Here is a 25,625-nt window from a genome sequence, read left to right as displayed (position 1 = left end):
ACCCCTTAGATTCATCGGATTAACCTAGGGGGTTTTCCAATGTCTATTCTAAGGGGTGCACTTCAATTTTCCCGGACGGTCCTTTTTTTTCTGCGTTTATTTCTGCTCCGCCAGCTTAACGGCCTCGCGAACGAAGCCCTCCGAAAGGCTCAGCATCTGTTCCGCGCTTTGACGGTCGATGCCGGCAAGCAGCATGACGATCGCCGTCTTGACATGCCCCTCCGATTGCTCGAAAGCTTCCTCGATCGCATCTTCAGGCGCATTAGTCGCCAGTCCGATGATCCGTTTCGCCCGATGAACGAGCTTGGCATTGGACGGATTCAAGTCGACCATCAGGTTGTCGTAAACTTTGCCCAACCGAATCATGGCTGTAGTCGTCAGCATGTTCAAAATAAGCTTCTGAGCCGTACCCGCTTTCATCCTCGTCGAGCCGAGCACGACCTCGGGTCCGACAACCGCTTCCAGCATCAGATCGGCATATTCGCGCATCGGGGTCCCGTGGTTATTGCACAACCCGATGACCGTTGCGCCAAGCTCGCGGGCCCGTTTCATCGCGCCGATCACGTAGGGCGTCCGTCCGCTTGCGGCAATGCCGACAACCGTATCGTCAGGGCCGACGTGAAGGCCGTCGACTTCGCTGGCCCCGGCAGAGGCGCTGTCCTCCGCGCCTTCTACGGGATCCTTGATGGCGCGATCGCCGCCGGCAATAATCCCTTGAACCATGGACGGATCCGTGCCGTATGTGGGCGGGCACTCGCTTGCATCCAGAATGCCCAGGCGCCCGCTGGTGCCGGCTCCTATATACAACAAGCGGCCGCCCTTCTGGAAGGAACGAAGAATAAAGTCCGCCGCTTTGGCGATTTCAGGCGTGATCTCTTGAATTTTGACGGCAATTTGACGGTCTTCCTCGTTGATAAGCCGGACAATGTCCTCGGTAGATAAACGATCGATGTTTCGGCTCCGAGGATTGACCTGCTCTGTTGTCAGTTCGTCTAGCAAGTTATACATTTCAGTCGACTCCTTTGAAGAGTGTTTCATAGGCTCATATGCTCCCGGTATCGTTTCAATGCGAGTAAAGCGGCGCCGTATGCGGGCGATTGAACGGAGGAATGAACGGTTATTTTAGGATATGCCGCCGTCACCTTCTCCTGGAACAGTCTGGAGAAAAACGAAGAGTGGGAGAAGATGGATCCGGTCGTCACGAGGTCGCAGGATTCGAACCATTGGTCTTTCCCGATTAGGGCGATAGCGGCATCCGCCAGCTCCCCCGCAGCTTGCAAAAGAATGCGGGCAGCGGTTTTGTCGCCTTTTTCGCTCGCCTCGATGCAAATTTGCGCAAATTTGGCGATGTCGCTTTTTTGAACCGAGTCCTTATAGATATAAGGCTTTAGCTCGGTTGGAGAAGAGAAGCCGTATGCTTCAAGAACAAGCTCCGTCAGTCCGGTCGCAGGCGCGATTCCGTCATAATGGCGCATGATCGTTTTTAAGGTGCGCAAGCCTATATCGTAGCCGCTGCCTTCATCACCCAGGAGATGTCCCCATCCTCCTACGCGGTAGCGCTTGCCTTCGGGAGTCAAGCCGAACAGGATCGAACCCGTACCCGATATGGCAATAATGCCTTCTTCCCGTTCAAGGGTAGCCATCAGCGCAATTTGAGCGTCATGTAGAAGGGAAACGTCGAAGGCAACGCCCCGTTCCTTTTGAAATTCCTGCAAATAACGGTAAACCGCCTGCTGCTCTTCCTCCGTGCTGACGCCGGACAAGCCGAGTGCGGCCGTCGTCCAGTCAAGCCCTTTCAACTCCGGAGCTTCCAACAAAGCATCCAGCAGCGCACCGAGATTCCGCATGGCCTTTGGAAAAGTGATGGCGTGGGGATTCGTCGATTCACCGGTTAGCCTGAGCAGCAAGCCGCCGTTATGATCAAGAGCGATCGCCTCCGTTTTCGTGCCTCCGCCGTCGATTCCAAGGACAAGCTTCATCGTTATCACCTGCTTCATGAGGGTAGTATCTTATTTAAGTATAAGGGAATCCGATTTTGTTGTAAAATAAAAAATTGTAATTTTAAAATGATCTTGAAATAATATTTCATAGAGATTATAATAATAAAAGTGAAAGCGGTCCCATCCGATTTTCAAAAACGACGGTATTGCTTTCCGGCTTACAACTCAGTTCGCATCCGTAAAAGGAGGGGTTAAACGTAGTATTCCCAATAATGCGAATAACTTATCTCACTTCCATGCAAACTGAAGTCATACGGTTTAACCATTACCTAACTTAGGGGGAACGAAACAAGATGAAGATGAACAAATGGTTGGCCCTGTTCATGAGTCTCGTGCTTGTCACGGTCATTGCGGCTTGCGGCAAGAAGGAGGAAACGCCGAAAACGGAAGAGCCGGGCAAGGTAGACACGACGCCTGATACGGTCAAAGTGTGGACATATCCGGTACACGGCACTTATGAGAACGACATGAAAGATTTGGTTGCCGATTTCAACAAACAATACCCTCACATTAAAGTGGAATATGAAGTGCTCTCCTGGGCGGAAGGTCCGAAAAAATTCGACGTCGCTCTGAATGCAGGCGACCCGCCGGATATGTATTTCAGCGCAGTGAACGGTCAATATGTAGATACAGGCCTCGTGCTTGATCTGGATTCTTACATGACGAAAGAAATGAAAGACGATTTCCAACCGGGCACGCTCGAAACCATGCAGCTCAGCGGTAAGCAATACGGTATTCCATTGTATCAATCGCTTTGGGGCTGGGGCGCGAACAAACGCATCCTGACTGAAGCGGGCGTCGACTACAAAAAGATCCAAGAACAAGGCTGGACTTGGACCGAGTTTATGGAAATCGCCAAAAAACTGAACAAAAAGCTGCCTGACGGCACCCAACAATACGCGCTCGTTACGGACGGAACGTCCCTGGACTTCCTCGACATGCTGAGCCGTGCGAACGGTTTGGTCGATTCCGTCGACGAGAAAGGCAATTTCATCTGGAACGACAACAAAATTCTCGACACGCTTAAATTCATCGACAAGCTTCGCGCAGACGGCTTGATGCCGAAAGAAACGGCGGCTATCGCGCCGGCCAAGCGTTCCGAAATGTTCTATGCCGGCCAAGCGGCAATTATCAGTAAAGCCATTCCTTACTACGACATCATGATCGCAAACCGCAACAAAGATATCGACGCAGGCAAAGTGAAAGGCGAGAAAATCGAATACGTTCAATTGCCGGTTCCGCATGGCGACTCCATCCAAGGCTACGGCAAAACGCTGGGCAACGGAGAAGGCTACATCATGTTCCGCCAGAAGAACGACAAAGGCGCTCAACATGCCAAAAACACGTTCCTCGTTATGCAAGCACTGACCGGCGCTAAAGCGGGTAACTCGGCTAACGAGCTGGCGCTTCCTTTTGTAAGCAAATCGCAAGCAAAGCAATTCGAAGGCAAAAGCATGGCTAAACCGGAAAACCAAGTAGCATCGCAAAATATGCGCAACAACACATCGGCTAACGTTTCCCTGTCGATTACGACGGACAAAGCGGCAAGCCTGAAGCGTTACCGCGAGCAAGTTGTAAAACCGATGCTTCAAGCGCTGTTCGCCGGGGAGAAAACGCCTGAGGCGGTTGCGGAAGAATTTAAATCCAAAGGCGCTCAGTTGCTTAAATAATTTTTGCCGATCAGCTTTCGATATAAAGACCGGTAACGGGTAAGACATGATTTTGGTAAGCCTAAGAGCCCTATATGGTTTCATATGGGGCCTCTTTTTTCCGAGAATGGAGGAACATGGGTGGAAAATCGAATCGCTCAACCTAAACCGGCCGCTTCTTCCTTAACTCGATTTTGGAAGGACTACGGCTGGGCCTATTTATTTATTTTGATTCCCGTGCTGTTGTTTTTGCTGTTTACGCTTTATCCCGTAATTTCTGCGTTTATTATGAGCTTTCAGAAATATAACGTATTGAAATCGAAATGGATTGGTCTGGATAACTACTCCTACATGATTCAGGACGACGTTTTTTGGAAATCCGTTAAAAATACAGTTATTTTTACGATCGGTACGGTTCCCGTCAATATTATTATCACGTTCGTTCTCGCGTTTTTTATTTTTCAGATGAAAAATACTTGGCAAACGTTTTTCAAAGCGACATTGTATTTGCCTGCCGTAGCATCGGGGGTTACGATTTCGGTCGTTTGGCTTGCCATTTTCGACCCGACCTCTTCAGGGCTTATGAACAAAATATTGGGCACCTTCGGCATCGATCCGGTCGTATGGCTGGGTCAATCCAGCACCGCGCTGTTCTCTCTGATGCTGATGAATTACTTAGGCGCGCACGGCGCGGGCATTATCTTGTACTTGGCTGCGATGGGCGGCATCCCGAAGTCGCTTTACGAAGCGGCGGACATCGACCATGCCAGCGGCTGGGCTAAGTTCAGCAAAATCACATGGCCGCTTCTGAAGCCGACTACGCTGTATCTTACCGTCACCGGCGTCATCACATCGTTCCAGGTATTTATTAGCGTCTACCTGATGACCTCCGGCGGACCGAATTTCTCGACGACGACCATTGCTTATCTCATTTATCAGACTGCGTTTAACTTCTCGGACTTCGGATTGGCCTCCGCTCAGTCTTTCGTGCTTGCGGCCATGATCATTTTGGTGTCCGTCGTCCAGTTCAAATATTTTTCCTCCGATATCGAATATTAGGGTGGTGTGCACGTTGCATTCAAAATCCAAAACCATTTTTATAACGATCGCCGCAGCCGTGCTGCTCGTTTGGGTATTAATCTCGATCGTGCCGCTCTACTGGATGATTATCGGCTCGTTCCAGGATTCGAAGGCCTCCGCGTCGTTTCAGCCGCAGTGGATTCCGGACGTATGGTCGTTAGCGCCGTATGAACGGTTCTTCGGTAAAACGCTGGCGCTTCGCTGGTTAGGCAACTCGTTGTTCATTTCCGCCGTGTTGACGGTGACCAACGTATTTCTCGCATCGCTCGCGGGTTACGCTTTTGCAAAATTAAACTTTCCGGGACGCAACTCGATCTTCTGGATCCTGCTCAGCACGATGATGATCCCTGCTCAAGTTACGCTGATCCCGCTGTACGTACTGATGATTAACGTGTTTGACCTCGGCAATACGTATACGGCGATTTTGCTGCCGTCGCTTGCCAGCGTGGGCAATATATTCTTGATGAAGCAGTATATGTCGAGTTTGCCCACTTCGCTCATTCATGCGGCGCGAATCGATGCGTGCAGCGAGTTCGGCATCTTCTGGAAGGTCATACTTCCGATGGCTAAGCCCGGACTTGCGGTTCTTGCGATTTTCACCTTCGTCGCCAGCTGGAACGATTTCTTCTGGCCTTTGCTTGTAACGAGCACCAACGAAATGCGGACGATTCAGGTCGGCTTGTCCACGTTCCGTTTCGCCGAAGCGACCGATTTCGGGGCTATTATGGCAGGCGCTACGATCGGGGCGCTGCCGATGTTCATTCTGTTCTTCTCGCTGCAAAAATATTTCCTGCAAGGCATTACGATCGGCGCTGTAAAGGGCTAACCGACGATTCCCCCAAAAGTTTGCGGCACAGCTTCGCTTTGCGGGGATTAATCAAGGAGGAATCCAAATGGCAAGAGTGGAGTTTAAAAACGTTGTCAAAGAATACGTGGACGAAAAAAGGGGAAATTTCACTGCTGTAACGGGCTCCGACTTCATCATTAACGATAAAGAATTTGTCGTTTTCGTAGGCCCGTCTGGCTGCGGGAAGTCGACTTCCCTGCGCATGATGGCGGGACTCGAACGCCAATCGAGCGGCGACATTATCATAGGAGACCGCATCGTCAACGATATGCATCCGAAGGACCGCGATATCGCCATGGTGTTTCAGGACTATGCTCTTTACCCGCACATGACGATCCGGGAAAATTTGTCGTTCGGGCTGAAAAACCTGAAGCGTCCGAAGGATGAGATCGAGCGCAAAGTGGCGGAAGCGGCCAACATCCTTGGTTTGACGGACATGCTGGAGCGCAAGCCGCGCGAATTGTCCGGCGGGCAGCGCCAGCGCGTAGCCGTAGGCCGTGCGATCGTGCGCGATCCCCAGGTGTTCCTGTTCGACGAGCCTCTGTCCAATTTGGACGCTAAGCTGCGGGTTCAGGTTCGCGTGGAGCTGGCCGAGCTGCACAAACGTCTTGGTGCAACAATCGTTTATGTAACGCACGACCAGGTAGAAGCGATGACGCTCGGCGAGCGGATCGTCGTTATGAATAAAGGTACCATTCAGCAAATCGCCTCGCCGACGGAGCTGTACAATAAACCGAACAACATGTTCGTAGCCGGATTTATCGGTTCGCCTGCGATGAACTTCATCGATTCGAGAATCGAAGGCGGCAGAGCATTTTTTGAGGGAGGCTCGATCGCTCTCGACGATGCGATGACGTCCGGACTTAAGGCTTACGAAGGCAAGCCGGTCGTGATGGGCATACGTCCGGAGCATATTTACGGCGACGATTTCGTGCACATCGCCTCCAAAGAGCATACGATCGTGGCGCAGGTTCAAGTCATCGAGAACCTCGGCGCGGAGAACCTCGTTTATTTCCGCATCGGCAGCCGGATGGTAACCGCTCGCGTAAATCCGGTGACGGAAGCGCGCATCGGACAAACGAAAACATTCGTCGTCGACCGCAGCAAGCTCGTTTTCTTCGACCCGTCGACGGAGGTGCGGATCGAACTGTAAAACCGGCTGTCCGATTCAGGAAGGGGATATGGCATGAAAAAGCTTAATCAGATCGTCGCTCAATCCGGAGCTCAAGTATTCCGCGAGATCGTCCCGGTTGCTTTATTCAGTATCGTCAGTTCGCTGGTGCTGCTTCCTTTTGTCTTTTTCCTGCCGATCGGGATGGCCGTATTCTTGGCGGTATTGCTTTATGTGCCGCTTTGCACAGGCGTGCTCTATGCAACCCACCGGATGCTGGAGGGAGGCAAAGGCAAGCTTCGTCTTATGTGGCAGGGCGCGCTCAAATTTTACGGAGCCTCGCTCGTATATGGTCTTATGCTTGCGGTGTTCGGACTTATTCTCGTTTCCTCCTGGTGGTATTACGGAGGCAAGAGCGGCACGTTTTATTTCATCATAGCCGTCTTCCAAACGTATTTCATCGCCATGGCGCTTGTCTCGCAAGTTTACACGCTGCCTTTGGTCGTGCAGGAGAAAGTCGGTATTTTTACGGCGATCGGCCGCAGCTTCAAATTATTTATCGCCAATCCGTTGTACACGATCGGCGCATTCGTTCAAATTGTTTGTCTTACCGTCATCTTGGGCATCACGATTGTCGGATTCGGCTTCCTGTACGTCGGGATGATCGGCATTTATTTAAACATGCTGACCGCCAACCTTATCCGCAAGGAGGAAGGCGCCGATAGCGAATCCGGCGTTCTTGAACCGATCGGCGACGACGCTTTCTCGAAGGAGATGGCGGGAGGGCCGTCGGCAGCTGCGCTTCGATAGATGCCGGCGCCGCCGTCTTATAGTTCAGCCTCGTATCGGGAAACTAGAGCAGGGAGTGTTACTAGATATGAAAACGGTAGAGAAGATAGCGGTTCGAACCGGAGCGGATCAGCTTGTGGATTGGGCAACCCGCCATTTGAACGGGGCCCGGATCGGGCTCCTTACCAATCCGACGGGTGTGAACGTGCAATTCCGCTCGACTGTCGACGTTTGCGCCGATTTGACATCGGTCAAGCTGGCCGCGCTGTACGCCTGCGAGCATGGTATTCGCGGCGAACGGCAGGCCGGCGTCTTATTCGAGGATGAAACGGATTCCCGATTGGGCATTCCGGTATTCAGTCTGTACGGCAAGAACAAAAAGCCGACCGCCGATATGCTGGAGCATGTCGATGCGGTCCTATTTGACATTCAGGATTTGGGCGTCCGTTTCTATACGTATATGACGACGATGCTATATATGATGGAAGCTTGCGCGAAAGCGAGCAAAACGTTCGTTCTGCTCGACCGTCCCAATCCGCTTGGCGGCAATGTTTGCGAAGGCGGCATGCTGGTGCCGGGTTTCGAATCGATGGTCGGCGGATTTGCCGTGCCGTTTCGTACGGGGCTGACGCTTGGCGAATTCGCAGGCTACGCGAACGCCGGACTGCAGCCGGCTTGCGACTTGCGGGTCGTTCCGCTGGAGGGCTGGAGCCGCGACATGGAGTTCCCGGATACGGGGCTGCCTTGGATCATGCCATCGCCGAATATGCCGACGATGGATACGGTTCGCGTGTATACCGGCAACTGTTTGTTTGAAGGCACCAACCTGTCGGAGGGGCGCGGCACGACGCAGCCTTTTGAAGTCGTCGGCGCGCCATGGGTGGACGGCGCCGAGCTGAGCCGCGAAATGAACCGGTCCGGTCTTCCCGGCGTCCATTTTCACCCGGTTACGTTCACGCCGATGTTCTCGAAGCATCAAGGCTCGTTGTGCGGAGGCGTACAAACGTTCGTTACGGATAAAAACACGTACAAATCGCTGGAAAGCGGGCTTACGCTTCTGCATACGATTACCCGGATGTATCCGGACCGTTTTGAATGGATCGCTCCCTTTAAGGAAGGGCGGAAGCATTTTATCGATTATTTGACCGGAAGCGATCTTGTACGCACGTCCATTTCGCAGGAGTCCGGGCTTGCCGGCATTGTGCAGCGGTGGTCGCAGGAGGCGGAAGCCTGGAAGCGGGACCGGGAGCCGTTCTTGCTGTACGGGAAAGGAAAACGTCAGGCTTAACGCGGAAGGCGGCAACCGGTTGATCCGGAGCTTGAGGAAGGCGAGGGTTCCTTTATGTTAGCAGAGCTTATCAATAAACCGAGCCGGCTGATTGCCGGTCTCATGTCAGGCACGTCGCTTGACGGCGTCGACGTGGCGATCGTTCGAATCGAGGGCAAAGGGCTCGAGTCCAAGGTGGAGCTCGTTCACTACGGCTCGACCGTGTATGACGACGCCCTGCGCGAACGGTTGAAGGAACTGTGCAGCGTCGAACGATCCGATGTTGCGCAAGTATGCGGCATGAATTTCTATATGGGCCACGTGCTGGCGGACGCGACGAAGCGGGTTGTCGCACAATCCGGCTTAGGCATGGATGACATCGATTTGGTCAGCAGTCACGGTCAAACGATATGGCATATACCGGAAAACGATCCGAACGACGAAATTCTCATTCGTTCTACGCTGCAGATCGGCGATCTTTCCGTGATCGCCAAGGAAACCGGCAAGCCGGTTATCGGCGATTACCGGACCGCCGATATGGCGGTCGGCGGACAGGGTGCGCCGCTTGTCCCGTATAGCGATTATATTTTGCTCCGCCACGAGACGAAGGGCCGCATCGCGCAAAATATCGGCGGCATCGGCAATTGCACCGCCATTCCGGCGGGGGGCCGGCCCGAGCAAGTTATCGCCTTCGACACCGGTCCGGGCAATATGCTGATCGACCAGGCCGTATACACGTTGTCGAACGGAGCGCGCAGCTATGACGCAGGCGGCGAATGGGCCGCGGAAGGGACTGCCGATAACGGCTTCATCGAGCAGATGATGAGCCATCCGTATTTTAAGCGTCCGCCGGTCAAGACTACGGGACGCGAGCTTTTCGGCAAAGCCTACGCGCTTGACTGGATCGGTCGCATGCAGAGCCGGGGCTTGAGCGACGCGGATATCGTCGCGACGTTTACCGCTTTTACAGCCCGCTCGATTGCGCAAAGCTACCGGGACTTCGTGCTGCCGGTTATGGATGCGGAAGAGGTTTTCGTGTCGGGCGGCGGGGCGCACAATCAAACGCTGCTCCGCATGCTCGGCGAGCTGCTGCGCCAGCAGAGAGTGACGACTTCCGACGAGCTCGGCATTTCCGGGGACGCCAAGGAAGCGGTGGCGTTCGCGATTTTCGCCAACAATACGTTGTTCGGCATTCCGAACAATCTTCCATCCGCCACGGGGGCCGAGCGGCCGGCCGTGATGGGCAAGCTTGCTTTTCCGTTCTAATTCATATATAGCGATGCACCATGAGCCAGCGGGCATCCGCTCCGCTGCATACCAAACGAAGGAGTTGTACGCCGTATGATCACTTACCGTACTTATCAGTCGGGCGATGAAGCCGGACTCGTCCGGCTTTGGAACCGCTGCTTGACGAAGGATCTTATTACGTCGGTCCGCTTTCGCAACCTGGTACTGCTTGACGCCAATTTCGATCCGCAGGGGCTTCGCGTCGCCGTTGACGGAGACAACCGTGTAGTCGGCTGCGTCTACGCCGTTCGCCGTCTGCTTCCGATGCATGGAACCGACCTGGAGCCGGAAAACGGTTGGATTCCGTTCTTCTTCGCTGCGCCGGAGGTTCGCCGCCAGGGCGTCGCATCGAGGCTCATGCAGGAAGCTGTCGCTTTTCTTAGGGAGCAGGGAAGGAAGAATATTTTCTTCGCCTCTTATGCGCCGAATTACATTACGCCCGGAATCGACGAAAAGAACTATCCGGCAGGCTATGCTTTCTTACAGAAGCAAGGCTTCGTGCGCTTATACTCCCCGATCGCCATGGACTACTCGCTTGTCGATTACGAGGCTCCGGCCGACATCGAAGTGCTGAAACAGCAACGCATAGCGGAAGGATATACGTTCGGCCATGCGGCTGACGGCGATTTATACGAGGTTATTCAGTTCGCTAACGACGTATTCAATCCGGACTGGGGACGCGCGATCCGCGAAGGCGTGTTGCAGGGCCTGCCTCTGGACAGCATTCTTATCGTTAGAGATAACGGCAAGCTTGTCGGCTTCTGTTTGCATGGCGGCTATGAAGGCATCAAAGAGCGGTTCGGACCGTTCGGCGTCGATCCCGGTCAGCAAGGCAAGGGGCTCGGCAAAATTTTGTTGTACGACTGCCTTACCAATATGCGCGCTCAAGGCTTGCACGGGGCATGGTTCCTTTGGACGGGCGAAACGACGAACGCTGGATATTTGTACAAGAAGGTAGGCTTCTCCATCACCCGTAATTTCCATGTCATGAAGCTGAGCGCCCCGTCTTAACTCATACCAAATACAGAGGATAGAGGAGAGAATATCATGGCTGAAGAACAGAAGAAATCGCACATTCTGGCAATCGGCGCGCATGCGGGCGATATGGAGCTTTGCGCCGGCTGCGTTATCGCCAAATACGTTCAAGAAGGACATAAGGCGACGATGCTGCATTTGACTCCGGGCGAAAAAGGGCATCCCCGCCTGACGCCGGACGAGTATGCGAAGCAAAAAATCGAAGAGGCGCATAAATTCGGCGAAATCGTCGGCTGCGACGTGAAATTTCTGAACTACAAGGATGCGGAAATTCCGGTTAACGATGAAATCAAATATCAGGTGGCGGACGTCATTCGCGAAGTGAAGCCGGATATCATCATCACTCACTGGAAAAACAGCATGCACAAAGACCATATGAACACGCATTACATCGTGCAGGATGCGCATTTCTATGCTGCGCTTAAGAACATCGAGCGGCCGCTGCCGAACCATTTTGCCCGTAAAATGTATTTTACCGACAACTGGGAGGACGCCGACGATTTCGTGCCGGAGGTTTTCATCGATATTCCGGATGCGGCGTTTGAAACGTGGGTGAAGGGGCTCACGCAGTATGCGCTCGGACGCGGCGAGACGGGATTCCCTTATCTGGACTATTACAGCGCCCTTAAAGTCGTGCGCGGAGCGCCGGTGTACATGAAGCGTGCGGAAGCGTTCGGCGTGCCTCGCGGCGCCCACAACAAACGTCTCCAAATGTTCGAGTAGACGTCAGTCTATTTTTTTCTACAAATTTGCATTAAAATGGGAGAAAAGGGGTGATGGCGTGATGAACGGCGGTTTGGTGCGGCTTCGGGAAATTATCGACCATATAACGGCCTCCGAACGTAAGGTAGCCGAATTCATTCTGAACGATCCTGCGAAAATGATCGGACTGTCCGTCGCCCAGCTCTCCCAGCTTAGCGGAGGCAGCCAGGCGGCGATTATCCGGCTGTGCAAATCGATGGGACTCAAGGGTTATCAGGAGCTGATGCTGAAGGTCGCGGGCGATTTGCAGCAGGGCGGCGAGGAGACGCAAGGCTATCAGGAAATTCGGCCGCATGATTCGATCGATACGATCATACAGAGCGTTTCCAACAACAATATCCAGTCCATTCGGGATACGCTCAAAATTTTGGATGTAGCGACGGTTACCGAAGCGATCGATGCGATGTGCCGGGCGGAGCGGGTGTTTTTTTACGGGCTGGGCGCTTCGAACCTGATCGCGCAGGATGCGCAGCATAAATTTTTGCGGATTAATAAGACAAGCTTCTCGTTTACGGACCCGCATCTCCAGCTTACTTCGGCCGTCATGCTGACCAAGGGGGATGTAGCCGTAGCGATCTCTTACTCGGGCGAAACCGATCAAGTGATCGGAGCCTTGCAAACGGCGAAGGAATCCGGGGCGACGACAATCAGCATTACGAAATACGGCAATTCAACATTGAGCACGATTGCGGATATTCCGCTGTTTACCTGCTCGACGGAGAATGAAATCCGAAGCGGGGCGACCTCGTCCCGGATTACCCAACTGAACGTTATCGACATTCTTTATCTGGGCGTTGCCAGCCGCAGCTACGAGCATTCCGTGACATACTTGGAGAAGAGCAGGGAAGTCATCAAGCAGCTGGGATAATAAAAAGCGGTTTCGGCGATTATAATCACGGCAAGCCAAAGAAGGCTGGGAAATTCCTAGCCTTCTCTTTAGCGTATAGAAGTAAATCTACGGTAAACGGCGCCGGTAGACGCTTACCCGTGCGCTTCGGCGATATTCGGCGGGTCAATACCCTGGACGCGATATATACGTATACATGTTCCGATTGTAAGCGGTATTATTAATTTTAATGAAATGCTCAGAGTAGCTTTCGACCATGCCTATATCGATGTGCTGGCTGCCGTCGTAGACCTGAACCGGAATTTCATGCTGGACATGGTCTCGGAAGTGCATGTCCCGTGTCAGCTTCTGTCCGAACACGTATCGGCATGTCAAGCGCAAGTAAAGAAATTCGACGATTTTCCACATGGTCATCTCCTGTGACTGTAATGAATTTTGGGTTACAATTATTAAGACAAGTCTACACGTTTGACAGTTGCAGGAAGTGTAAAATTTGTGTACTTTGTTCAGTAGGCTGAACATTATGCAGGTAGCGGAGGTAACGCGATGAAATGGTTTGTCGGCTTGGGAAATCCGGGCCCGCAATATGAAACGACGCGGCATAATATCGGTTTTTTGGCAATCGACCGATTTGCTGGCAAATGGGGCATAACGCTGAAGCCGCAAGGGAAGTGCAAGGCGGTAATCGGCGAAGGCAACGTGCAGGGAACGAAGGTTGCGCTGATCAAGCCGATGACGTATATGAACTTGTCGGGGGAGTCCGTGCGGGCGTTTATGGACTATTATAAGGCGGAGCTGCCGAATATGACGGTCATCTATGACGATCTGGATACGGTCTTCGGACAAGTCCGCTTGCGTTATCAGGGAAGCGCCGGCGGCCATAACGGGATTAAATCCATTATTCAGCATACCGGCACGCAGACGTTCGACCGGATTCGAATGGGCATTTCCCGGCCTGCGCCCGGGGCGGATATAGCCGATTACGTGCTGTCGCGATTCGCCAAGGCGGAAATGCAGGAGCTCCCGCCTATTCTCGACAGGGTTTGCCACGCGATGGAGTATCGGCTCGAGCATACGTTCGAGCAGACGATGGCGAAGTACAACGGCTAATCGGACAAAGGGATTCCGGCTGTCGGCGTTTCTTTCGTGCAGCTGCCCCGGCCGGGAATTATACCTGCCTGATATGGGCATAATGGCAGGTATACGACCCGCGAAGGAGGCATATAGATGTCAGTAAATTACGTTTGCCGCCACTGCCGCACGCAGCTCGGCACGATCGACAGCCAAACGGTAAGCGAGTTTCAACTCGGCTTCCATTCCTTGACCCCCGGTGAGCGCAGAGATATAATATCATATAGTCAGAATGGCGATGTTACGGTGAAGGTCGTTTGCGATTACTGCAAAGAGGCGCTTGAAGCAAACCCCGAGCTCACGCTCGTCGGAAGCCCGCTGCAGTAGCCCGAGCAGGCGTTTTTCGCGCCTGTGAGAATAAACGGCCGCGCTTTTTGCGCGCGTCTGCCGGAAGGAAATAGGATCGGAGATGCACATTTTGACATCCAAACGAAAACCTGTATGGAATAGGCATTCCCGCAGATAGATTTCGGTATACGGCCTTGGCAAGCACGCCCAGGCTTCTTTTGCTTATGGGAAGAAAAATGTTTCGTCAGTTGAATGAGGTGGTAGGTTTGCAGACGCTAATTCGCGCATTTGCCGAGGATAGCGAGTTTCAATCGATTGTTACGGGCATTCGCGGCGGTATGAAAGAACAGCTTATTTCCGGATTGGCCGGATCGTCCAAACAAGTGCTTATAGCGGCGCTTGCCGAGGATCTGGAGCAGCCGGTGCTTGTTATTACGCACAATATGTTCTCCGCGCAGAAAATCGCTGAAGATTTGGTCGAATGCTTGTCGCCCGAACGGGTGCTTCTGTATCCGGCCCAGGAGCTTATGGTGACGGAAACGGTTGCTTCCAGCACGGAAGTGCTGGCGCAGCGAATCGACGTTCTCACGAAGCTGGCCGCCGGTTTTCGCGGGGTGGTCATCGCTCCGTTCGCCGGATTGCGCAAGCTGCTTCCCAATAAAGAAGTGTTTGCGGAGTCGCAAATTTCGGTTCGCGTAGGCGATCAGCTGGATCTGGAGTCGTTCCTCGCAAGTATGACGGCGAACGGCTACGAGCGTGTAGAACGCGTCGAGAAAAAAGGCGAGATGAGCGTACGCGGCGGCATTATAGACTTTTATCCGCTTACGGCCGAGCTGCCCTGTCGGCTGGAGCTTTTTGATGTCGAGGTCGATTCGATCCGTACGTTCGATGCGGCGGACCAGCGTTCGGTGGATAAACTGGACGGCATCGTCATTCCTCCGTGCAAAGAGATCATTGCGGACAGTAAGCGTTTGCATAATGCGGCTCAAACGGCCTTCGAGCTGCTGGAGGAACAGCTCTCGAAGATGACCGACCGCCAAACGAAGCAGAAGCTTAAGGAAGAAATCGGACATGAGCTGGAAATGCTGCGCGAGCAGCAGTTTTTCTCGGGCATTTATAAATACATTTCCCTGCTCTACCCGGAACGTCAGACGCTGTTCGACTACGTGGAGAAGGATACGCTGCTCATCATCGACGAGCCGGCAAGGCTGCTGGAAACGGCGCGCCAGCTGGAACGGGACGAGGCCGAGTGGGTCACCTCCATGCTTGCGGACGGCAAAACGCTGCCGGCTTTGGTTGTGGGCAAAACGTACGACTCTCTGCTTCACCGCAAGCCGTTCTCGACGTTGTATTTGTCGCTGTTCCTGCGCCAGGTTCCGCAGACCGCGCCGCAAAATATCGTCAACTTCATGTGCCGCGCGATGCAAAACTTTCACGGTCAGATGAACGTGCTCAAGGCGGAGATGGACCGCTGGAAAAAAACCGGAGCCAACGTCATGCTGCTTACCGGCGGCGCCGAACGGAAAGAACGGGTAAAGCGCGTGCTGAACGATTACCATATCGACGAGCCGAAGCTGCTTGAATGCAATCTGCAGTCCGGCTTCGAGCTGCCTTCGATCCGCCTTGTAGTCATTACCGAAGGCGAAATGTTCTCGCAGAAGCAGCGCAAAGCGCGCAAAGTCGACAAGAAGCTTGAAAATGCCGAACGCATTAAAAGCTATCAAGAGCTGAAGGTCGGCGATTATGTCGTCCATGTCAATCACGGCATCGGTAAATATGTCGGTATCGGCACATTGGAAGTCGGCGGCATCCATAAGGACTACATGCATATTTTGTACGCGGGCGGCGACAAGCTGTCCGTGCCGATCGACCAAATCGATCTGATTCAGAAATATGTCGGTGCCGAGGAGAAGGAGCCGAAGGTTTATAAGCTCGGCGGAGCGGATTGGAACCGGGTCAAAAGCAAGGTTCGCTCGTCCGTCAAGGACATTGCCGACGACTTGGTTAAGCTGTATGCCGAGCGGCAAGCGACGCAAGGATTTTCGTTCAGCAAGGATACGCCTTACCAGAATGAATTCGAAAGCATGTTCCCTTACGACGAGACGCGCGACCAGCTTCGCGCAATCGAAGAGATTAAGCATGATATGGAGAAAACGCGGCCGATGGATCGGCTTCTTTGCGGCGACGTAGGCTACGGCAAAACGGAGGTTGCGATTCGGGCCGCTTTCAAAGCGGCAATCGACGGCAAGCAGGTGGCGGTACTCGTACCGACGACCATTTTGGCTCAGCAGCATTACGAGACGTTCCGCGAGCGTTTTGCCGGATATCCGTTCAATATTCAGGTTCTCAGCCGATTCCGTTCCAAGAAGGAACAGACGGAAACGAGCAAGGGCGTGAAGAACGGGACGATAGACGTCGTCATCGGGACTCACCGGCTCTTGTCCCAAGATCTCGTGTTTAAGGATCTCGGGCTCTTGATTGTGGACGAGGAGCAGCGGTTCGGCGTAACGCACAAAGAAAAGCTGAAGCGTCTTAAAACGAACGTCGACGTTCTTACGTTGACGGCGACCCCGATTCCGCGCACGCTGCACATGTCGATGCTCGGCGTGCGGGATTTGTCCGTTATCGAGACGCCGCCGGAAAACCGGTTTCCGGTGCAGACTTACGTCGTCGAGCACAGCAACGCTCTGATCCGCGAAGCGGTGGAACGGGAGCTGGCGCGCGAAGGGCAGGTTTACTACCTATACAACCGGGTGCAAGGGATTCAGCAGATGGCCGAGCAAATCGCGATGCTTGTCCCCGATGCGCGCGTAGCCGTCGCCCATGGGCAAATGTCCGAGCAGGAGCTGGAGAAGACCATTCTCGACTTCCTCGACGGGGAATACGATGTGCTGGTCAGCACGAGCATTATTGAAACGGGCGTGGATATCCCGAACGTCAACACGCTGATCGTCCATGACGCCGACAAAATGGGCTTGTCCCAGCTGTATCAGCTGCGCGGGCGCGTCGGCCGCTCGAACCGGATCGCGTACGCCTATTTTACGTACCAGCGCGATAAGGTGCTGACGGAGGTGGCGGAGAAGCGGCTGCAGGCCATCAAGGAGTTTACCGAACTGGGATCCGGCTTCAAAATTGCGATGCGCGATCTGGCGATACGCGGCGCAGGGAACTTGCTCGGCGCGGAGCAGCATGGATTTATCGCATCCGTCGGCTTTGATTTGTACTCCCAAATGTTGTCAGAGGAGATCGCGAAGAAAAAGGTCGAGCTTGGGGAAACGGAGGCCGCGCCAGCCAAAACATGGAGTACGCAGCTGGACCTTCATCTCGATGCCTATTTACCATCCGACTATATTTATGATAGTATGCAGAAGATCGAGATTTACAAAAAAGTGGCCAATCTGGGAACGCTGGAGGAAGTCGACGATCTTCACGAAGAGCTTGTGGACCGGTTCGGAGATTTGCCGGCAGCGGTGCTTAATTTGCTGACGGTTGCCCGGCTGAAGGTGTACGGGGCGATGTATGCGATCGAACAGCTGTCGCATAAAGGCGACGATTTCCATATCCGGATCCATGACGATCAGAACGCCAACTTGGACGGACGCAAGCTGATGGCGATTGCGGCCAAGTTCGAAAACCGCATCAGACTGCAGCCGGGACCGCATATTGTCATCGAAATCAAGTGTAAAGGCCTGAGTCAGGAGCAGTCGCTCGAAATGGTAGAGACATTTCTGGTACAATATAAAGAGGCGCTTAAAACGAAAGGGGAACTGCACAATGTTGCAAAATAAATCCATGCGCAAACGGCTGCTTACAGCCGGCCTTGCGCTGACGCTGGTCGCGGGCTTGCTCGCGGGCTGCGGAAGCAAGAAGAAGGAAGAGGAGACGCCGGCGGCAAGCCCGTCGGGAGATCCGAAAGATATTGTGGCTACGTACAAGGACGGTAAAATTACGCGCGCCGAAATGGACAAGTTTATTTCGACGACGTACTTCTTCTATCCGCAATATGCGATGTTCGGTCAAGATCCGAGCTTCCAGGAGTACATGCTGAAGCAAATGACCACTATGCGTCTGCTTAGCGGACAAGCTTCCGACGCCAGCAAGAAAGATGCGGCGGACAAAACGAAAACGCAGATCGAAGAAATGAAGAAAATGGCCGAGCAGCAGGAAAAAGGCGCTTGGGACAACGCGCTGAAGGAAGTTGGCGTGAAAGAGAAGGACATCGAGGATTACATGAAAGAAACGCTGACCGTCATTACCGATATGAACGGTAAAGTAACGGACGAGCAAGCGAAGGGCGTATACGACCAGAAGATTAAAGAAGACGCGCACGCGTTCGATATCGCTACGGTCAGCCATATTCTCGTTTCGACGAAGGATCCGGCCGACCAAACTGGCCAAAAGGACCTGCGCACAAAGGAAGAAGCTTTGAAACGCGCGCAGGAAGTGAAAGCGAAGCTTGACGCGGGCGGCGACTTTGCGGCTCTTGCGAAGGAATATTCGGATGACCCCGGTTCGAAGGATACCGGCGGCAAGTACGAAAACGAGCGCCTGGCTACCACGCAGTGGGTCGCCGAATTCAAGCAAGCCGCGATCGACCAGCCGGTCGGCAAAGTCGGAGAGCCTGTCGAAACAAGCTTCGGCTACCACGTCATGAAGGTTGATTCGCGTACTACCGAAACGTTCGATCAAGTGAAGGAAGAAATGCGTTCGGAGGTTGCCGGCAACATGGTGAACGATTATGTGGAGAACGAGCTGCCGAAGCTTGACTTCAAAATCACCCTGCCTCAGCCGTCGCCGTCGCCTTCGGTATCTCCAGAGGCATCTTCTCCGGCGGGAAGCCCGTCGCCTAGCGTATCTCCGTCGGCTTCGCCGGCAAGCTAAACATGAATCAAGAAGCAGAGCGTCCGTCACGGGCGCTCTTTTTTTATTGTGATGCGAATTATGCCCCCTTCTCATATTTCTTGCCGAAGTACGGACGTATCGTCCGGGCCGTTTACGAAAAATATGGTAAGGACGGCGCGGCTTCGAATTGTCATCGGTTTGCGGGGCCGGCATCCGAACGAATGTGAAAAATGCATAACAAACTGGCAATCGATGAATACTATGCCTAGAATTAAACAAACCTCAATATTCGAATACATGATTTCGCATCAAGAGCAGCATCTAGTCATCAAACCAACATCGAAAGTGAGGCATCAAGAGCAATGAAAGCAACAGGAATTGTTCGTCGGATCGATGATTTGGGCCGGGTCGTCATCCCTAAAGAAATTCGTCGTACTTTGCGCATACGAGAAGGCGATCCATTGGAAATTTTCGTGGATCGCGACGGTGAAGTGATTTTGAAGAAGTATTCCCCGATAGGCGAACTGGGCGATTTTGCGAAGGAATATGCCGAATCGTTGTTCGAAAGCACGAACCACATTACGATTATTTCCGATCGTGATAATATTATAGCGGTAGCCGGCGCTTCCAAGAAGGAGTATTTGGAGAAGCAGATCGGCAGCCTTGTCGAGCAATGCATGGAAAACCGGAAAGCGGCCATGGACAGCAACTCGGGTCAATACGAGATCGTTAAGGATATGAGCGAAACGTACAGCTCCTATGCGATAGCGCCGATCGTGGCGGGCGGGGATCCGATCGGGGCAGTCGTTCTGATCAGTAAAGATGAGAATGCCAAGATGGGTCAAATGGAAGTGAAGATGGCGGAAACGGCGGCCGGCTTTCTGGCCAAGCAAATGGAGCAGTAGCTTCCGGCATATGATACTTAGGTTAAAAGCAGGATAGCTTCCCGTCTCGGGCGATAGCCGCGGATACGGGAAGTTTTTGCATGCGGCCGATTTGCGCTATAATAAGGGCATCGTGTGCGGGGCAAAGCCTGCACGAAGCACGAAGCCTTGAAGCTTTTGGCACAGGAAGTAGGATTGATTGCGAAGCATGGATACGCAGGTGCGGGAACATAAAGCGGCTGCTGCCGTATTTAAAGGGGCGGCCGTGCTCGGGCTGGCGACGATCGTCTCCAAGCTGCTCGGCACGCTGCAGAAAATTCCGCTGCAGAACATAGCCGGCGACGGCGTATTCGGTATTTATAATGCGGTGCAGCCGATTTATTTGCTTATATTGACGCTTGCTACAGCCGGTTTTCCGGTTGCCGTGTCGAAGTTCGTCTCCGAGCACATGGCGCTCGGCGAGCGGGAAGAGGCCAAGCGGGTAACGGCCGTCGCGGCCGCGGTGCTGGCTGTTTCGGGCATCGCCGGATTCGCCTTGCTGTTCTGGGGCGCCGGGAGTATTGCGGCGTTTATGGGCGTCCGGCAAAGCGAGCGTGCGATACAAAGCGTCGCTTTTGCGCTGCTGTTGGTGCCGGTCATGTCGGTGCTCAGAGGGTATTATCAGGGGCAGCACAATATGGTGCCGACGGCCGTCTCCCAGGTAGTCGAGCAATTGTTTCGCGTTGCCGTAATGCTCGGCCTGCTGTTCTATATGCTCGAAGGCGGGTTCGGGGACAGCTGGGTAGCGGCGGGAGCCACGTTCGGCGCAGCGGCCGGGGCGGCTGCAGGCCTGGTCGTCATGCTGCTGTATTGGCGGCGCGGCCGTACAAGTCCGGGCCCGCAGGCTCAGGCAAAACCGAATGAACGGGAACAGCCCGAAGAACATGCGGCGAGAATTGAGGAGCGCGGCCGTCTACGCCAGGGCGGAAGAGAACCGACGGCGGCTTTGCTTCGCCGATTTTTGGCCTATGCGCTGCCTGTCGGCTTCGGTTCGTTGGTCGTGCCGCTGCTTGCACTCGTCGATTCGTTCACGATTCCCCGGCTGCTCATGCAGGCGGGAAGCGGCGAGGAAGAGGCGATCGCGTCCTTCGGACTGTATAATCACGGGCAGCCGCTGGTGCAGCTGGTCGTCATGATCGCCGGCTCGATGTCGGCGGCGCTTATCCCGGCCGTGGCGGCCGCAAGGCTGAAGCGCGAGAAGGATTTGATCGCGAGCCGTGCGGCGATGACGATGCGTTTCACATGGCTGCTCGGCTTGGCTTCGGCGCTCGGTCTAGCCGTCGCGGCGCCGCAGCTGAACGTGATGTTCTTCGCCTCGGCGGACGGCTCTCTGCCGATGGCGATCATCGCTTTTACGGCGCTTTTCGGCACGATCAGCGTCGTGTCGGGCAGCATTTTGCAAGGGCTCGGCCTCGCCGGCACACCTGCACGCAATTTGCTGCTCGCGGCGATCGCCAAATTGGCGCTCAACGCGCTGCTGGTGCCGGCATACGGCATAGCCGGCGCAGCGGTCGCAGCGGTGCTCGCGTATGCGCTGGCGGCGGCGCTCAACGTCGCGCGCTTGCGCCGCTGCACCGGCGTCGCGGCAACAGGCGGCGCGGGCCTCGCGAAGCCGCTTGCCGCTGCCGCGGCCATGTGCGCCGCCGTGTGGGCGACGGCCGCCGGCGTCGAGGCGCTGCTCGCGGCGCTGCCGCATGCGCCGTCGCACCGCATCGCGCAGACGGCCGCCGCTCTGGCCGCCGTCTGCGCGGGCGCGCTTGTGTACGCCGCAGCGCTATTACGCGGCGGCACGCTTACCCGGCACGAGCTGGCTCATATGCCGGGCTTCGGCAAGCTGCAGCCGCTGCTGGAGCGGCTTAGGCTGCTGCGTTAGATACATCGCAATTCAGCAGGAGCATGTAACTCGAACTTTTTTAAGGAGGGATCCGTATGACCGGTCATATTACGGTAGTTGGACTCGGCACGGGAGACGAGTCGCAGCTGACGCTTGGCGTTTGGCGCAGGCTGCAGGAGGCGTCTCCGCATATCTATGCGAGAACCGGTCGGCATCCGGTGTTCGCTTGGCTGCAGGAGAACGGAATAGCTTTTACGACGTTCGATCATTTGTATGAACGGCATGATGATTTCGAGGACGTTTATGCGAGCATTGCCGATGAGCTGCTTGCGCTGGCTTCGGCCGATCCGCAGCGGAAAATCGTCTATGCCGTACCCGGCCATCCGATGGTGGCGGAACGGACGACGCAGCTGCTCCGCGAATGCTGTCCCGAAGCAGGCGTCGAGCTTGCGGTGCTCGGAGGAGAAAGCTTCCTCGACCAGTCGTTCCTGCGGCTCGGCTTCGATCCGATCGAAGGCTTTCAACTGCTGGACGCGACGCGGCTCGGCGCCAAGCTGCTTAACCCGCAGCTGCACACGGTCATCGGACAAGTATACGATGCGTTTACGGCTTCCGATGCGAAGCTGGCGCTAATGGACGTCTACCCCGACGATTATCCCGTCGTCGTCGGCCATGCGCTCGGCGTGGAGGGCGAGGAACGCATATTGCGCGTGCCTTTGTATGAATTGGACCGCGTAGAGGGCTACGGCAACCTCTCGCTCATATGGGTGCCGAGAAGCGATGAGGAATCGCTGCAGAACCGTTCTTTTCACCGGCTGCATGAAATTGTGGAAATACTGCGCAGCCCCGAAGGCTGTCCGTGGGATCGCGAGCAAACGCATGCCAGCATCCGGAAAAATTTTATCGAGGAAACCTACGAGGTGCTTGAGACGATCGATGACGACGATCCGGATGCCATGTGCGAGGAGCTCGGCGACGTGCTTCTGCAAATTATGCTTCATGCCCAAATGGAGCAGGAGACCGGCGCGTTTACCGTCTACGACGTCATCCAGGGGCTGAACGAGAAACTGATTCGCCGTCACCCGCACGTATTCGGCACCAAAGAGGCGGATAATGCCGACGATGCGCTTGCCAACTGGCAGGCGGTCAAGGACGAGGAGAAGGCGAAGAAGGGCGTCGATACGGCGCAGGTGTCCCGGCTTGCGGGCGTACCTCGCGATCTTCCGGGCCTTATGAAGGCGTGGAAGCTCCAGAAGAAGGCTGCGGAGGTCGGCTTCGATTGGGACCGCATAGAGGACGTGTACGCCAAAATCGAAGAGGAGCTTCAGGAGTTAAGGGAAGCTGCGGGCGCCGATGAGGAAGAAGCGAGAGCGGAGCTCGGCGATTTGCTTTTTGCGGTCGTTAACGCAGCGCGGTTTTTGAAGGCCGACCCCGAGGAGGCGCTCGCGCGAACAAACAGGAAATTTGTCGCCAGATTTTCGTATATCGAGCAAAAACTTCAAGAAAACGGAAAATCTTTTGACGAAACAAACCTGGAGGAAATGGAATTTTTTTGGCAAGAAGCAAAAAAAGTTTCGAAAAACTCCTTGTCGTAGAAGGATTTTCCTAGTGGACAAAGAATACATATGAGCGTATCCTATTTTCCGATGAAACTATGTAGGAGGTAATGAAACAGATGAACAAGACGGATCTGATTAACAACATTGCAGAAAAAAGCGGTTTGACGAAGAAAGATGTCGAAACTGTTCTCAACGGCTTCCTTGGCGAAATTACCGAAGCGCTGTCGACCGGCGACAAAGTTCAGCTGATCGGCTTTGGCACGTTCGAAACTCGTAAACGTTCCGGACGTACGGGCCGCAACCCGCAAACGGGCAAAGCGATCTCCATTCCGGAATCGAAAGTGCCTGCATTCAAAGCCGGCAACAAGCTTAAAGAAGCTGTAAAATAATGCGGCTCGATAAGTTTTTGAAGGTTTCCCGTCTGATCAAGCGCCGTACCGTTGCCAAGGATGTTTCCGAGCAGGGCCGCGTTTGGATTAACGGGAGAGAAGCCAAACCGAGCAGTACGGTGAAGGTGGGCGACGAGCTAGCCGTACAGTTCGGCCAGAAGCGCGTAACGGTTCGCATAGAGCGCATTGCGGAAACAAGCCGCAAGGACGAGGCTGCCGAGATGTATACGCTGCTGAAGGAAGAATCGAATACGACGCCATAACTGCAAGGAGGCCGGGCTGACGCCCGGTCTCTTTTTGCGTTTATCGGATAGTATGATATAAGCGGCCGCCTTGTTCTAATTCGGGACATCCCTCCATATGGTAGAAGTAAGGGAGGGGTACATGCCATGATCGACCAAGGAAAAGTGAAGCGCCAGGAAGTGCGCATGCTGAATCGCAAGCTGCTGGAGATATCCGGCGTGATGAACGTGGAAAGCTTCGATAACGAGGAGTTTTTGCTGGAAACGGAATGCGGCTTTCTGACGATTAAAGGACAAAATTTACATATCAAAAACTTAAATTTGGAGCAGGGCCTGGTTGCAATCGAAGGACTTGTGCATGCGCTTGCTTATTTAGATGCCAATACCCAGGGTAAATCCAAAGGTCTGCTCGGCAAGCTGTTCAAGTGACGCTAAATGAACAGTTTATCACGCTAGGGCTGATGTTTGGCTGCGGATGGGCGCTCGGCGTTGTTTTCGATGCGTATCGCGTGCTGACTGGGCAGCTGCGGTTGCCGCGTCTGTTCATCCACCTGCTGGACTTCGTCTTCTGGCTGACGGCGACGCTGTCTGTTTTCCGCGTGCTGTTCTATAGCAATTATGGACAAGTGCGGTTATTTGTATTTATCGGCCTTGTTGCGGGCTGTTCGTTTCACTACTGCTTCACGACCGGAATTACGATCAAGCTGGTCATGTGGATCGTCCGGGCGGTTAAGTGGTTGTACAAGCTGCTGCTGCGAACGATCGACTTGCTCGTCGTAACGCCGATCATCTGGATTTATAGAATGGTAATTGCCATACTCGGCTTTTTGGCGGCTGCCGCTATGTTCCTAGGAAAAATTATGTTACAATTACTGTACCCATTCAAAGTAGTCGGCATGGCGATATTACGTTTTTTCCTGAAACGCCTTGGCATGGAAGGACTTGCCGTTCGTTGGGGGAACGCGCTGAAGCGGGGTTGGGTACGTTTTAAGGCCTGGCTTTTTGACAAGAAGTAGGAACGCAAATCCATAGCCGAATGCAGGTGAACGGGATACGCGCCAATGCAGCAACGACTGCCGCACGCGCCGGACGAATGAAAGCGCCAAGTACCGCAGAAGGGTGCGGGCGGTTGGCATAGGTATATAAGGCCCCTGGGTAACGTTATGCTTGCGGCAGAACGTTCCGGAAGCGCAAGCTTTATTTTGGCAGGGATCATTAGGAGGTTTTCGAACTTGATGACGCCGCAAGAACTATCGCATACGACACGACCCAGCAAATCTCCGAACCGGCTGATGAAGCTCCTTTCGTTTATCATGGTAAGCTTGTTGATTTGGGCTTGCGTTACCTTGTGGGAACAAATGGGCCAATTTTCCGCTAAAGGGGAGCAACTGGCCGAGCTGAAGGCGAAGCTTGACGAAACGAACAAGGTGCACGACGACCTCAAGCGGGAAATCGCAAGGTTAAACGATCCCGAGTACAAAGAAGAGAAAGCGCGCAAAGAGCTGCGGGTAGCGAAGCCGGGCGAAACGATATTCGATCTGCCGAACTAGCCGTGCAACGCTCCCATCGAGCCCCAGGCCGCATGATATCCTACCGCGACGCAAGCAACCTTCCCTTCATCATCATGAAACATTCAAACTTTCGCTGTAAAGACCGCTGCAAGGCTGTAACTGGGTGTTTGGTCGGTTGACCAGTTAGTATGCATCAGTTATAATCTTCGTAGCCAGGTTTTTTTAAAATTTT

Annotated in this window: 25 protein-coding genes; 22 read left to right on the top strand and 3 right to left on the bottom strand. The window is 54.0% G+C overall.

Annotated features, from left to right (window positions below; all coding sequences use genetic code 11):
- Nucleotides 1-96: 96 nt before the first annotated feature.
- Both murQ and DQG23_RS39215 read right to left on the bottom strand, forming a co-directional pair.
- Entirely contained in the window at nt 97-1,008 is a 912-nt protein-coding gene (gene murQ, locus DQG23_RS39220; RefSeq protein WP_113036507.1) for an N-acetylmuramic acid 6-phosphate etherase, read from the bottom strand.
- Nucleotides 1,009-1,034: 26 nt separating this feature from the next.
- Nucleotides 1,035-1,997 (bottom strand): BadF/BadG/BcrA/BcrD ATPase family protein, encoded by a 963-nt coding sequence (locus DQG23_RS39215; protein WP_113036506.1) that lies wholly within the window; start codon nt 1,995-1,997, stop codon nt 1,035-1,037.
- Nucleotides 1,998-2,293: 296 nt separating this feature from the next.
- On the opposite strand from DQG23_RS39215, the gene DQG23_RS39210 reads away from it, so the two are divergent.
- From DQG23_RS39210 to DQG23_RS39165, 10 genes are all read left to right on the top strand, one after another.
- Entirely contained in the window at nt 2,294-3,670 is a 1,377-nt protein-coding gene (locus DQG23_RS39210; protein ID WP_113036505.1) for an ABC transporter substrate-binding protein, read from the top strand.
- 120 nt (nt 3,671-3,790) lie between these two features.
- Nucleotides 3,791-4,708, top strand: a complete 918-nt coding sequence (locus DQG23_RS39205; RefSeq protein ID WP_238178237.1) for a carbohydrate ABC transporter permease — start codon at nt 3,791-3,793, stop codon at nt 4,706-4,708.
- A gap of 13 nt (nt 4,709-4,721) precedes the next feature.
- On the top strand, nt 4,722-5,555 hold the full coding sequence (locus DQG23_RS39200; protein ID WP_113036503.1) for a carbohydrate ABC transporter permease: 834 nt from the start codon (nt 4,722-4,724) through the stop codon (nt 5,553-5,555).
- A gap of 67 nt (nt 5,556-5,622) precedes the next feature.
- A complete protein-coding gene (locus tag DQG23_RS39195; protein WP_113036502.1) occupies nt 5,623-6,729 on the top strand; it encodes an ABC transporter ATP-binding protein in 1,107 nt (368 codons plus the stop codon).
- A 33-nt stretch (nt 6,730-6,762) separates the two neighbouring features.
- On the top strand, nt 6,763-7,497 hold the full coding sequence (locus tag DQG23_RS39190; protein WP_113036501.1) for a hypothetical protein: 735 nt from the start codon (nt 6,763-6,765) through the stop codon (nt 7,495-7,497).
- A 67-nt stretch (nt 7,498-7,564) separates the two neighbouring features.
- Nucleotides 7,565-8,764 carry an exo-beta-N-acetylmuramidase NamZ family protein gene (locus tag DQG23_RS39185; protein ID WP_113036500.1) on the top strand — a complete coding sequence of 400 codons (1,200 nt, stop codon included), beginning with the start codon at nt 7,565-7,567 and terminating at the stop codon, nt 8,762-8,764.
- 54 nt (nt 8,765-8,818) lie between these two features.
- Nucleotides 8,819-10,009 carry an anhydro-N-acetylmuramic acid kinase gene (locus DQG23_RS39180; RefSeq protein ID WP_113036499.1) on the top strand — a complete coding sequence of 397 codons (1,191 nt, stop codon included), beginning with the start codon at nt 8,819-8,821 and terminating at the stop codon, nt 10,007-10,009.
- A gap of 75 nt (nt 10,010-10,084) precedes the next feature.
- Nucleotides 10,085-11,041, top strand: a complete 957-nt coding sequence (locus DQG23_RS39175; RefSeq protein ID WP_113036498.1) for a GNAT family N-acetyltransferase — start codon at nt 10,085-10,087, stop codon at nt 11,039-11,041.
- A 36-nt stretch (nt 11,042-11,077) separates the two neighbouring features.
- Nucleotides 11,078-11,788 carry a PIG-L deacetylase family protein gene (locus DQG23_RS39170; RefSeq protein WP_113036497.1) on the top strand — a complete coding sequence of 237 codons (711 nt, stop codon included), beginning with the start codon at nt 11,078-11,080 and terminating at the stop codon, nt 11,786-11,788.
- A 61-nt stretch (nt 11,789-11,849) separates the two neighbouring features.
- The gene (locus DQG23_RS39165) at nt 11,850-12,695 is read left to right on the top strand and encodes a MurR/RpiR family transcriptional regulator (RefSeq protein ID WP_113036496.1); all 846 of its coding nucleotides are present in this window, start codon (nt 11,850-11,852) and stop codon (nt 12,693-12,695) included.
- 144 nt (nt 12,696-12,839) lie between these two features.
- Here DQG23_RS39165 and DQG23_RS39160 read toward each other — a convergent pair whose 3' ends face one another.
- Nucleotides 12,840-13,082, bottom strand: a complete 243-nt coding sequence (locus tag DQG23_RS39160) for a hypothetical protein (protein WP_113036495.1) — start codon at nt 13,080-13,082, stop codon at nt 12,840-12,842.
- Nucleotides 13,083-13,220: 138 nt separating this feature from the next.
- On the opposite strand from DQG23_RS39160, the gene pth reads away from it, so the two are divergent.
- From pth to DQG23_RS39095, 12 genes are all read left to right on the top strand, one after another.
- On the top strand, nt 13,221-13,784 hold the full coding sequence (gene pth, locus DQG23_RS39155) for an aminoacyl-tRNA hydrolase (protein WP_113036494.1): 564 nt from the start codon (nt 13,221-13,223) through the stop codon (nt 13,782-13,784).
- Between the two features lie 117 nt (nt 13,785-13,901).
- Nucleotides 13,902-14,132, top strand: coding sequence for an anti-sigma-F factor Fin (locus DQG23_RS39150; RefSeq protein ID WP_113036493.1), 231 nt, complete (start codon nt 13,902-13,904; stop codon nt 14,130-14,132).
- 227 nt (nt 14,133-14,359) lie between these two features.
- On the top strand, nt 14,360-17,881 hold the full coding sequence (gene mfd, locus DQG23_RS39145) for a transcription-repair coupling factor (protein ID WP_113036510.1): 3,522 nt from the start codon (nt 14,360-14,362) through the stop codon (nt 17,879-17,881).
- Nucleotides 17,868-18,974, top strand: coding sequence for a peptidylprolyl isomerase (locus tag DQG23_RS39140; protein ID WP_113036492.1), 1,107 nt, complete (start codon nt 17,868-17,870; stop codon nt 18,972-18,974). The genes mfd and DQG23_RS39140 overlap by 14 nt, the downstream gene beginning before the upstream one ends.
- 323 nt (nt 18,975-19,297) lie before the next feature.
- Nucleotides 19,298-19,840, top strand: coding sequence for a stage V sporulation protein T (gene spoVT, locus DQG23_RS39130; RefSeq protein ID WP_113036490.1), 543 nt, complete (start codon nt 19,298-19,300; stop codon nt 19,838-19,840).
- Nucleotides 19,841-20,027: 187 nt separating this feature from the next.
- Nucleotides 20,028-21,731: a polysaccharide biosynthesis protein gene (locus DQG23_RS39125; RefSeq protein WP_113036509.1), complete on the top strand. Its 1,704-nt coding sequence runs from the start codon at nt 20,028-20,030 to the stop codon at nt 21,729-21,731.
- A gap of 56 nt (nt 21,732-21,787) precedes the next feature.
- The gene (gene yabN / locus DQG23_RS39120; protein ID WP_113036489.1) at nt 21,788-23,287 is read left to right on the top strand and encodes a bifunctional methyltransferase/pyrophosphohydrolase YabN; all 1,500 of its coding nucleotides are present in this window, start codon (nt 21,788-21,790) and stop codon (nt 23,285-23,287) included.
- A gap of 80 nt (nt 23,288-23,367) precedes the next feature.
- Nucleotides 23,368-23,640 carry an HU family DNA-binding protein gene (locus DQG23_RS39115; RefSeq protein WP_113036488.1) on the top strand — a complete coding sequence of 91 codons (273 nt, stop codon included), beginning with the start codon at nt 23,368-23,370 and terminating at the stop codon, nt 23,638-23,640.
- Nucleotides 23,640-23,903, top strand: coding sequence for an RNA-binding S4 domain-containing protein (locus tag DQG23_RS39110; RefSeq protein ID WP_113036487.1), 264 nt, complete (start codon nt 23,640-23,642; stop codon nt 23,901-23,903). The genes DQG23_RS39115 and DQG23_RS39110 overlap by 1 nt, the downstream gene beginning before the upstream one ends.
- A gap of 126 nt (nt 23,904-24,029) precedes the next feature.
- Nucleotides 24,030-24,311 carry a sporulation protein YabP gene (gene yabP / locus DQG23_RS39105; RefSeq protein WP_113036486.1) on the top strand — a complete coding sequence of 94 codons (282 nt, stop codon included), beginning with the start codon at nt 24,030-24,032 and terminating at the stop codon, nt 24,309-24,311.
- Complete coding sequence (yabQ, locus tag DQG23_RS39100) at nt 24,308-24,898, top strand: spore cortex biosynthesis protein YabQ (protein WP_113036485.1); 591 nt, start codon at nt 24,308-24,310, stop codon at nt 24,896-24,898. Before yabP ends, yabQ begins: the two co-directional genes overlap by 4 nt.
- Nucleotides 24,899-25,117: 219 nt before the next feature.
- Nucleotides 25,118-25,432: an FtsB family cell division protein gene (locus tag DQG23_RS39095; protein ID WP_238178238.1), complete on the top strand. Its 315-nt coding sequence runs from the start codon at nt 25,118-25,120 to the stop codon at nt 25,430-25,432.
- Nucleotides 25,433-25,625: the final 193 nt, after the last annotated feature.

This window comes from Paenibacillus contaminans (assembly GCF_003285015.1).
GTDB classification, from domain to species: Bacteria; Bacillota; Bacilli; order Paenibacillales; family NBRC-103111; genus Paenibacillus_V; species Paenibacillus_V contaminans.
Note: the sequence above shows the minus strand (reverse complement) of the source record. Positions and strands in the feature narration are given on the sequence as shown.

Coding starts and splice junctions, on each gene's coding strand:
- murQ (WP_113036507.1), bottom strand. CDS start 1,008: ATGTATAACTTGCTAGACGAACTGACAACAGAGCAGGTCAATCCTCGG.
- DQG23_RS39215 (WP_113036506.1), bottom strand. CDS start 1,997: ATGAAGCAGGTGATAACGATGAAGCTTGTCCTTGGAATCGACGGCGGA.
- DQG23_RS39210 (WP_113036505.1), top strand. CDS start 2,294: ATGAAGATGAACAAATGGTTGGCCCTGTTCATGAGTCTCGTGCTTGTC.
- DQG23_RS39195 (WP_113036502.1), top strand. CDS start 5,623: ATGGCAAGAGTGGAGTTTAAAAACGTTGTCAAAGAATACGTGGACGAA.
- DQG23_RS39190 (WP_113036501.1), top strand. CDS start 6,763: ATGAAAAAGCTTAATCAGATCGTCGCTCAATCCGGAGCTCAAGTATTC.
- DQG23_RS39185 (WP_113036500.1), top strand. CDS start 7,565: ATGAAAACGGTAGAGAAGATAGCGGTTCGAACCGGAGCGGATCAGCTT.
- DQG23_RS39180 (WP_113036499.1), top strand. CDS start 8,819: ATGTTAGCAGAGCTTATCAATAAACCGAGCCGGCTGATTGCCGGTCTC.
- DQG23_RS39175 (WP_113036498.1), top strand. CDS start 10,085: ATGATCACTTACCGTACTTATCAGTCGGGCGATGAAGCCGGACTCGTC.
- DQG23_RS39170 (WP_113036497.1), top strand. CDS start 11,078: ATGGCTGAAGAACAGAAGAAATCGCACATTCTGGCAATCGGCGCGCAT.
- DQG23_RS39165 (WP_113036496.1), top strand. CDS start 11,850: ATGAACGGCGGTTTGGTGCGGCTTCGGGAAATTATCGACCATATAACG.
- DQG23_RS39160 (WP_113036495.1), bottom strand. CDS start 13,082: ATGTGGAAAATCGTCGAATTTCTTTACTTGCGCTTGACATGCCGATAC.
- pth (WP_113036494.1), top strand. CDS start 13,221: ATGAAATGGTTTGTCGGCTTGGGAAATCCGGGCCCGCAATATGAAACG.
- DQG23_RS39150 (WP_113036493.1), top strand. CDS start 13,902: ATGTCAGTAAATTACGTTTGCCGCCACTGCCGCACGCAGCTCGGCACG.
- DQG23_RS39140 (WP_113036492.1), top strand. CDS start 17,868: ATGTTGCAAAATAAATCCATGCGCAAACGGCTGCTTACAGCCGGCCTT.
- spoVT (WP_113036490.1), top strand. CDS start 19,298: ATGAAAGCAACAGGAATTGTTCGTCGGATCGATGATTTGGGCCGGGTC.
- DQG23_RS39125 (WP_113036509.1), top strand. CDS start 20,028: ATGGATACGCAGGTGCGGGAACATAAAGCGGCTGCTGCCGTATTTAAA.
- yabN (WP_113036489.1), top strand. CDS start 21,788: ATGACCGGTCATATTACGGTAGTTGGACTCGGCACGGGAGACGAGTCG.
- DQG23_RS39115 (WP_113036488.1), top strand. CDS start 23,368: ATGAACAAGACGGATCTGATTAACAACATTGCAGAAAAAAGCGGTTTG.
- DQG23_RS39110 (WP_113036487.1), top strand. CDS start 23,640: ATGCGGCTCGATAAGTTTTTGAAGGTTTCCCGTCTGATCAAGCGCCGT.
- yabP (WP_113036486.1), top strand. CDS start 24,030: ATGATCGACCAAGGAAAAGTGAAGCGCCAGGAAGTGCGCATGCTGAAT.
- DQG23_RS39095 (WP_238178238.1), top strand. CDS start 25,118: ATGACGCCGCAAGAACTATCGCATACGACACGACCCAGCAAATCTCCG.